Raw genomic sequence first — 7,606 nt, forward strand, 5'->3', positions numbered from 1 at the left:
TTTTAATTTTTGGACATTTATTCTATATTAACACAATTAATCCCCGTAAATCAGCTATAGCGCTCAAAAGCAAAGTTTACAAAACAGCAACTTAATGATATTATTAAGTTGTCGCTTATAATGATCGGAGCTTTTTAGTAGCAATTATGCGTTTATATATGACTATTCAAGGAGGAACAGATGGTAGAATTAAAAAATATTTCGAAAACTTTTAAAGAAAATATTATATTAAATAATATTAACCTTAAAATAAATAAAGGTGAGCTGGTAGTTCTTATAGGTCCCAGCGGCTGCGGTAAAACTACTACTTTAAAAATGATAAATAAGCTCATCCTGCCTTCCTCAGGAGAAATATTAATTAACGGCAAAAATATTTTAGAGGAAGATACTATAGAACTTCGCAGGAATATGGGTTATGTAATTCAGCAGACAGGACTTTTCCCTCACATGACCGTGGGAGAAAACATAGGGCTTATCCCCCATATACAGAAATGGCCTAAAGAACACATTATGGATAAAATTGTGGAACTTTTAAAACTGGTAGAAATGGAACCTGAAGAATATATGAACAGATACCCCGCAGAGCTTAGTGGAGGCCAGCAGCAGAGAATCGGAGTAGCCAGGGCTTTTGCTACCAACCCGGACATCATTCTTATGGACGAACCTTTCAGTGCCCTGGATCCTATCACAAGGAGCCAGTTACAAGACGAGCTATATAATCTTCAGCATGAATTGAAAAAAACAATCATCTTCGTTACTCATGATATGGACGAAGCTCTGAAGCTTGGAGATAGGATATGCATTATGAAGGACGGAGATATCCTTCAATATGATACTCCGGAAAATATACTAAAGAATCCTGCTAATGATTTTGTTGAAGAGTTTGTTGGAAAAAACAGGATATGGAATCAACCTGAGTTCATTAAAGCAAAAGATATTATGATTCCTGAACCGGTAAAAACCATTGGAAGCAGAACCCTTCTTCAAGGTTTGGAAATAATGAAAAACAATAAGGTAGATAGTATTTTAATAGTAAACAGGGAGCATAAGCTTCAAGGAATCGTCACATTGAAGCAATTAAGAAAAAACACAGAAATGAAATTGACTCTTTCTGAAATTATGGATACGGATTACCAAACGGTATCTATGGAAAACTCCCTAATAGATATTCTTAAAGTAATGAATGATTATCATTTAGGATATATCCCCGTTACAGATGATACAAAACGTTTGGTTGGGCTTATCACTAAAAACAGCCTGCTTTCAGTGATGTCCAGTCAATATTTAGATCAGGAGGTAGGTATTTAGTGAATTTTGCATCAGCGCTTAACACATTTTGGAACTTTGTTCTAAGTAGAAAAGAAGAAATTATAAAATTAATAGTTGAACATATAGAATTAACTTTCTTGGCAGTTTTGTTTTCTTTGTTAATAGGTATTCCTCTAGGAATACTTATCACCAGAATAAAAAAACTTGCCACACCAGTTCTCAGTATAGCAAGCATTATACAGGCTGTACCTAGTATGGCCCTTTTAGGTTTCCTTATTCCTGTACTAGGAATAGGCAGCAAACCTGCAATTGCAATGGTATTTTTATATTCACTGCTCCCCATTGTGAAAAACACCTATACGGGATTGATGAATATTAACCCTGATACTCTTGAAGCAGCTCAGGCTATAGGTCTAACCAAAGGACAGATATTGAAAATGATACAGATTCCTCTAGCTCTCCCTGTGATTATGACAGGAATCAGGATATCTGCAGTTACCGCTGTAGGACTTATGACTATTGCCGCCTTTATAGGTGCCGGAGGCTTAGGCTATATGGTGTTCTCAGGTGTACAGACAGTTAATAATAATATGATATTGGCAGGAGCTATACCATCCTGTATATTAGCATTGTTAATGGATTATGTTATAGGCAAAATAGAAACTATAGTAACTCCAAAGGGAATTAAAACTGCAGATGGAAAAATCAAAGTTGGGAAAGATGATAAAGTTCCCTTTAAAAAAGGTCCTGCAGGTAAAGTAATAGTAACAGTTTTAGCCATTGTTTTACTTTCCACTTCTGTATCAGTATATAGCAAGAAGGGATCTACTATTGTAGTTGCTTCAAAAAATTATAATGAACAGCTGATTTTAGGTAACATGATGGCAACCCTATTAGAAGAAAATACCAACTTAAATATTGAAAGAAGGATGAATCTCGGAGGAAGCAGTGTAACTTTTAACGCTGCTAAAGCTAAAGAGGTGGATATTTATGCGGAATATACCGGAGTTGCTCTGGTAAATATAATGAAGCACCAGGCCGTATCCGACCCTCAGGAGACCTATGACATAGTAAAGGATCACTTTGAAAAGAACTATGGCATAACCTGGCTGGAGCCCTTTGGTTTTAATAACACATATACTCTGGCAGTTAAGAAAGACCTTGCTTCTAAATATGACCTAAAAACTTTCTCTGATTTAACCAAAATATCCAGTGGACTGACACTAGCATGCACCATGGAGTTTGTTAATAGAGAAGACGGCTATGTGGGATTGAAAAATCAGTATAACATGCTCTTCAATGACGTAAAATCCATAGATGGTGGTTTGAGATACAGTTCTATAGATAATAATCAAGCTGATGTTATAGACGCCTTTTCCACCGATGGTCTTCTTAAAGCCTTTGATTTAAAGGTGCTGGAGGATGATAAAAAATTATTTCCTCCTTATTACGCAGTTCCTATAGTAAGACAGGAAGTAATAGATAAGCATCCCGAAATAAAAACCGAACTTAATAAGCTTGCCAATACTATAAACGAAGAAACCATGATTGAGTTAAATTATAAGGTGGATAAGCTAGGAATGGATCCAAGAAAAGTTGCCGATGACTTCTTAAAAGAAAAAGGTCTAATTTAGATTAGTCTGAGAATTAATTTACAAACCTATAAAATAAATTAAATAAAAACTATCAGGATTATTAATTGATTTTATCTTAAATCCTGATAGTTTTTATATTTATTTTTAAAGATTGGTTGTTTAATGAAAATATTTCTTTTTAAATCAAATCGTTATCAGTGCTAAATCTGCATGATCATATATTTTCACAGTATCAGCAAAATTCTTTTGAATTAATTGGCTATATATGCCATATCTATCACATGCTGTATCATCACTGTATAAGCAATTCTTTTTAATATTAAATCCTTATAAATGCAAAATATACCTTTTACAAAGCTATAATTAATGTCATAAATCTATTTTTTATACAAAAGTTCTCTTGATGGGAATATACTTCCGGATTCAACCTTCCAGCTTCCGCTTTCCTTAATTAAAACTACCTGGGATGCTATGACATCCGACTCAGATTTAAGATTTACAGTAACATTGATAGATGAAGGGTTATCTGTGCGCTTAATAATTTCAAATTCTTTTTTACCAGTATAGTTTCCTTCTAATAAAAGAACATAAACCTTATTATCAACTATCTTTAAACAGTCTTCCTTAATTTTCGATTTGCTTATAAAGGAATTTGAATAATGTCTGTTTAACATTCCTATTATGGAATCATAGGTTAAGTTCTTATCCTTTGGTCTGCAGAACATTCCATCTCCTATATTCTCATTAACATCAACATCCCTGTTAAACATATTGATTGAGGTTAAATATGCATACTTTATTATTTTAACTATCTGCTCATCTGTTAAAGCTGCAGTTTTTTAGATTCGGCTTCTGCAGCAGGAGTTTTTTGTTCCTTATCATTTTTTGCTTTACTTTTATCAGTTGAATTTGCAGGCTGTATATCTTTAGTCTTGGCATCTGTTTTTTCAGCAGCCTTTTTTAAAGATTCTTCATCTGGTTTCTCATAATCTGTTTTTTCAGAAGATTTTCCGTACATCTGATTAGAATATAGCTTTTCCTTTTGATTGTATAAATTTTGATTTTCTGCCTCTGCCTTATTTAATGCATTCCCATTTCCACATCCAGCGAAAATGAATACAAAGGCAAGTGTTAATATAAATGAATAAAAGAATTTAGATAGTTTGATTTTCATAATCAATCCCCCAATATTTCCGTTGTAAGATATTATATTACCCGCATTAGGTAAAATTACCTTAAAACTTCATTTTTTAAAAAAATATTTTACAAAAAATTAACGATTTTTTTGTCACCAATTTATATATTCAGTTTTATATATTTTTTATCTAATTTTATATCTAAATTCTTGCCTTAAAATAAATGTTTATACAATGGTTGTATAAAAAAGGAAGCACCCCTGGGGTGCTTCCTTTTATTTACTTATTAAGCATTATTTCTAAAATAGCCTTATCTGTATTATCAAAGCCCTTAGATACTAAGCTTCCTATGTTTTCTATGGTCTTTTCTACATCATCATTTATAATGCCGTCCTTGCTGCAGGGTTCTATATTGCTCATAGCCAAAATTGCACATTGTATTGCAGCATTAACTGCAGTGGCTATTTTCAAAGCACAGGTAGCTTTTGCACCGTCGCAAATCATTCCTGATACATCTGCCAGCATATTTTTAACAGCACACTTTATATTTTTAACAGTACCGCCTAAAAGATAGGTCATAGCGGCACTTGCTCCTGTAGAAGCTGCTATACCTGCACCACATATTGGTGACAGCCTTCCCATATAACTCTTTATGTATATGGTAACTAAGCTGCTTATAGCCAATGCCCTTGCTAGTTCTTCCGGGCTCTTCCCAGTTTCTTCTGCTAATATAACAGAGGGTATTGTACATGTAATCCCCTGATTACCGCTTCCTGCAGTAGTCATTATAGGAAGCTTGCAGCCTGACATTCTGGCATCGGAAGCTGCAGCGGTAGCCGCTACTATTTTATTAACCAAGCTATTTCCTAATACGTTAAACTGAGAGGATTTATTTATTTTATTTCCCACCTCTAATCCGTAAGGCTGGTTAAGTCCTTCATCAGAAACCTTCTTGTTCATTTCTGCTCCCTCTAAGAGAAATTTTATATCCTCGAAATCTACATTTACTGCAAAATCATATATTTCTTCTATTGAAAACATCTTATCTTTAGAAGTGTTTATGTTATGAACGGCTTCTTTTATGTCTTTTATAGGATTTAGCAATTCACCCTCTATTTTATTTTCTGGAATTGTATCTCCCTTTGCGCAATTATCTAAAATTTTTACTCCGTTATGTTCTATAAGCACTATATTAGTATGTTCTTCTTTTATTACTACCCTAGATTGATTTTTTCCTTCCCTGCATAAAGCTTCTATATATAGCTTTTCATCACTTTCACTAACTTTTAATTTAATCTTTCCTTCATCAACTATTTTTTTAGCTAAATTTAGCTGGTCCTCAGTAATATTAACTAAAAGCTGAAGTCCCTCCTTAGAATTATTACATACAGCCCCAAGTGCTGCTGCAATATTCACCCCAGTCATTCCTGTTCCTGGTATTCCAACCCCTAAAGCGTTTTTTATTACATTTACACTTAAATTTAACTCAATAACCTCAGGAATCTTGTCCAATAAATCCGCTGCTTTAGCTACTGCATAAGCAACAGCAATTGGCTCAGTACACCCCAATGCAGGAACCACTTCCTTCTTTAAAAGCTCCATATATTTACAAGCTTTATCCACATAAACCACTCCTCTTAATATGATAGATCTCTTTAAATGTCATCAGCGAGTTGAATATCTATATATTAATTATACTGGACAACCTCACATTCGTATACGTATTCATTTCTAAAATATAAATTTATAAATGATTAATCGTTACCTCTATAAAGGATTTATTAATTATCTCTAAAACATAAGCTTAATTTAAAAAGAATTTTTTATAAATAAGCAGGTTTCCTAATATAAAATTATAAAATTTACATTTATTGCTTACTTACAATAAATGTCACTACCCCTGGGGTGCTTCCTTTTTAAGGAAGCACCCCAGGGGTAGTGACACAAAATTCCAAGACTATAAAGCAAACCTTCTTATAGCCTTGCTCACACCTGAATTAACGTGGGAATCCGTTATAAAATCCGCCAGGGATTTTAATTCTTCTATAGAATTTTCCATTGCTACTCCAAAGCCTGCATAGTCAATCATCGTTATGTCATTTTCGCTGTCACCTATACACATAGTTTTTTCTCTGGCAATACCTAATTTTTCTCCAAGAAGCTTTATACCGGACTCCTTAGTCATGCCTTTTGCCATAACTTCTATATTACTTACCGCGGAGCTTACTATTTCCATTTCATTAAGCTCCACAAGCTCTTTTTTAGCATTTTGAATTATTTTAATTCCTTCTTCTGTTTTATCCAAATACAGCAATGCCTTGTATATCCCTTTAGGATAAATATCATAAATATGTTTATAGTTTTCATGCACTCCAAATTTCACTTTAAATTTGTCTTCCGCAAGTTTATTGGCTTTAACATAGGTATTATCTTCAGGCAGTATAAAATTTGTAACAACTCTGTCAAAGGTATTGAAGTTAAAGGTAAGCTTGTACTTTTCAATAATAGAACAGATTATTCCAAACTGATGATTATTTATAGGATTCTTAAACAACTCTTTTTCGCTGCCGGCTTCTCTTATATAGGAGCCATTAGACGATATAATCCATGGTCTTATACCAATATCGTTAGCATAGTATTTCGCCGATGCATAAAGCCTTCCGGTGGTTAAGGCTATAGTAATTCCTGCTTTTTCAGCTTCTATTAAGGTGTTCTTGTCCTTATCGGATATTCCATTTTTATCATTCAGTAAGGTTCCATCTAAATCAATGCATATTAATTTATACTTCAAATAATCACTTCCGTCTTTTTATAATGTAATTTTTATAGATCACAATGCAAAATATAGCAGAAAATCCCTAGGGATTTATCTACTGAATTTAAAATCCTGCAGGAGTTTATCGCCTGCTTTGCAGTTAATTACCGCTTATTTAATTAAAGCTTAAAATTTTTTAAATAATTATCCTAACTTCAATTTTAATTTTATGAAAAATTATTGTCCAGCTCAGCCTTATCTAAATAATATGGCACATATTTATATATAAAATATGTATTAATAGTATATAATTGTATAATATCATTACACTTATTAGGAGGAAACTTATATGAATAAGAGAGGTACAGGAGTTCTATTTTGTGCCATAGGAGCATTTTTGTATGCAAGCGGATATATTGCTCCTGGAATTTTGAATTCTTCTTATCATACTCCACGTTTAACAACACCAGTTATAATAAGCGTTATTGTAGGAATTTTGTATTTAATTTGGGCTGAAAAATCTAAAGAAAAATAGAAGGTACTTACTATCCATTTTGGAATCTTCCAAACCTTCATAAAAAAATTATAAAAATTCAATAATGTAACGATAATATCGTAATCATTTAAAGCTGAATTTTATGGTATTTTTACATCACAATGCAGATGGTATAAAGTAAAAGCACCCCATTAAGAGGTGCTTTTTTATGCTTAAAATCTACATTTTTCTTTAACATAACCTAAATTTAAAATATTCTTTACCCCTATTTTTAAGCTTTAATTTTAGATTATTTTTCCTAATTTCTCATTTCACAATTTAAATATGAAATTATCTTTTCTTAATTTGCATTTTT

Annotated in this window: 7 protein-coding genes; 3 read left to right on the forward strand and 4 right to left on the reverse strand. The window is 32.7% G+C overall.

What is annotated here, in order from left to right; all coding sequences use genetic code 11:
* Window positions 1-180: 180 nt before the first annotated feature.
* Together TA89_RS11195 and TA89_RS11200 are read left to right on the forward strand one after the other, a co-directional pair.
* On the forward strand, window positions 181-1,308 hold the full coding sequence (locus TA89_RS11195) for an ABC transporter ATP-binding protein (RefSeq protein ID WP_040213430.1): 1,128 nt from the start codon (window positions 181-183) through the stop codon (window positions 1,306-1,308).
* The gene (locus TA89_RS11200; protein WP_040213431.1) at window positions 1,308-2,903 is read left to right on the forward strand and encodes an ABC transporter permease/substrate-binding protein; all 1,596 of its coding nucleotides are present in this window, start codon (window positions 1,308-1,310) and stop codon (window positions 2,901-2,903) included. Before TA89_RS11195 ends, TA89_RS11200 begins: the two co-directional genes overlap by 1 nt.
* A gap of 338 nt (window positions 2,904-3,241) precedes the next feature.
* Here TA89_RS11200 and TA89_RS11205 read toward each other — a convergent pair whose 3' ends face one another.
* The 4 genes from TA89_RS11205 to TA89_RS11220 all read right to left on the reverse strand — a co-directional run bounded on the left by TA89_RS11205 (window position 3,242) and on the right by TA89_RS11220 (window position 6,791).
* A complete protein-coding gene (locus tag TA89_RS11205; RefSeq protein WP_147590122.1) occupies window positions 3,242-3,634 on the reverse strand; it encodes a hypothetical protein in 393 nt (130 codons plus the stop codon).
* A 53-nt stretch (window positions 3,635-3,687) separates the two neighbouring features.
* The gene (locus tag TA89_RS11210) at window positions 3,688-4,038 is read right to left on the reverse strand and encodes a hypothetical protein (RefSeq protein WP_040213435.1); all 351 of its coding nucleotides are present in this window, start codon (window positions 4,036-4,038) and stop codon (window positions 3,688-3,690) included.
* Between the two features lie 241 nt (window positions 4,039-4,279).
* Window positions 4,280-5,623: an L-cysteine desulfidase family protein gene (locus TA89_RS11215; RefSeq protein ID WP_242850126.1), complete on the reverse strand. Its 1,344-nt coding sequence runs from the start codon at window positions 5,621-5,623 to the stop codon at window positions 4,280-4,282.
* Between the two features lie 334 nt (window positions 5,624-5,957).
* Window positions 5,958-6,791, reverse strand: coding sequence for a Cof-type HAD-IIB family hydrolase (locus tag TA89_RS11220; RefSeq protein ID WP_040213437.1), 834 nt, complete (start codon window positions 6,789-6,791; stop codon window positions 5,958-5,960).
* Window positions 6,792-7,104: 313 nt separating this feature from the next.
* Between TA89_RS11220 and TA89_RS11225 the strand changes: the two genes are divergently transcribed.
* A complete protein-coding gene (locus TA89_RS11225; protein ID WP_040213438.1) occupies window positions 7,105-7,290 on the forward strand; it encodes a hypothetical protein in 186 nt (61 codons plus the stop codon).
* Window positions 7,291-7,606: the final 316 nt, after the last annotated feature.

Origin of the sequence: Clostridium polynesiense (genome assembly GCF_000820705.1) — a bacterium.
Lineage (GTDB): Bacteria > Bacillota > Clostridia > Clostridiales > Clostridiaceae > Clostridium_AA > Clostridium_AA polynesiense.

Excerpts from the sequence above, each read along its gene's own strand:
- TA89_RS11210 (WP_040213435.1), bottom strand. The coding sequence starts at position 4,038 with ATGAAAATCAAACTATCTAAATTCTTTTATTCATTTATATTAACACTT.
- TA89_RS11205 (WP_147590122.1), bottom strand. The coding sequence starts at position 3,634 with ATGTTTAACAGGGATGTTGATGTTAATGAGAATATAGGAGATGGAATG.
- TA89_RS11225 (WP_040213438.1), top strand. The coding sequence starts at position 7,105 with ATGAATAAGAGAGGTACAGGAGTTCTATTTTGTGCCATAGGAGCATTT.
- TA89_RS11195 (WP_040213430.1), top strand. The coding sequence starts at position 181 with ATGGTAGAATTAAAAAATATTTCGAAAACTTTTAAAGAAAATATTATA.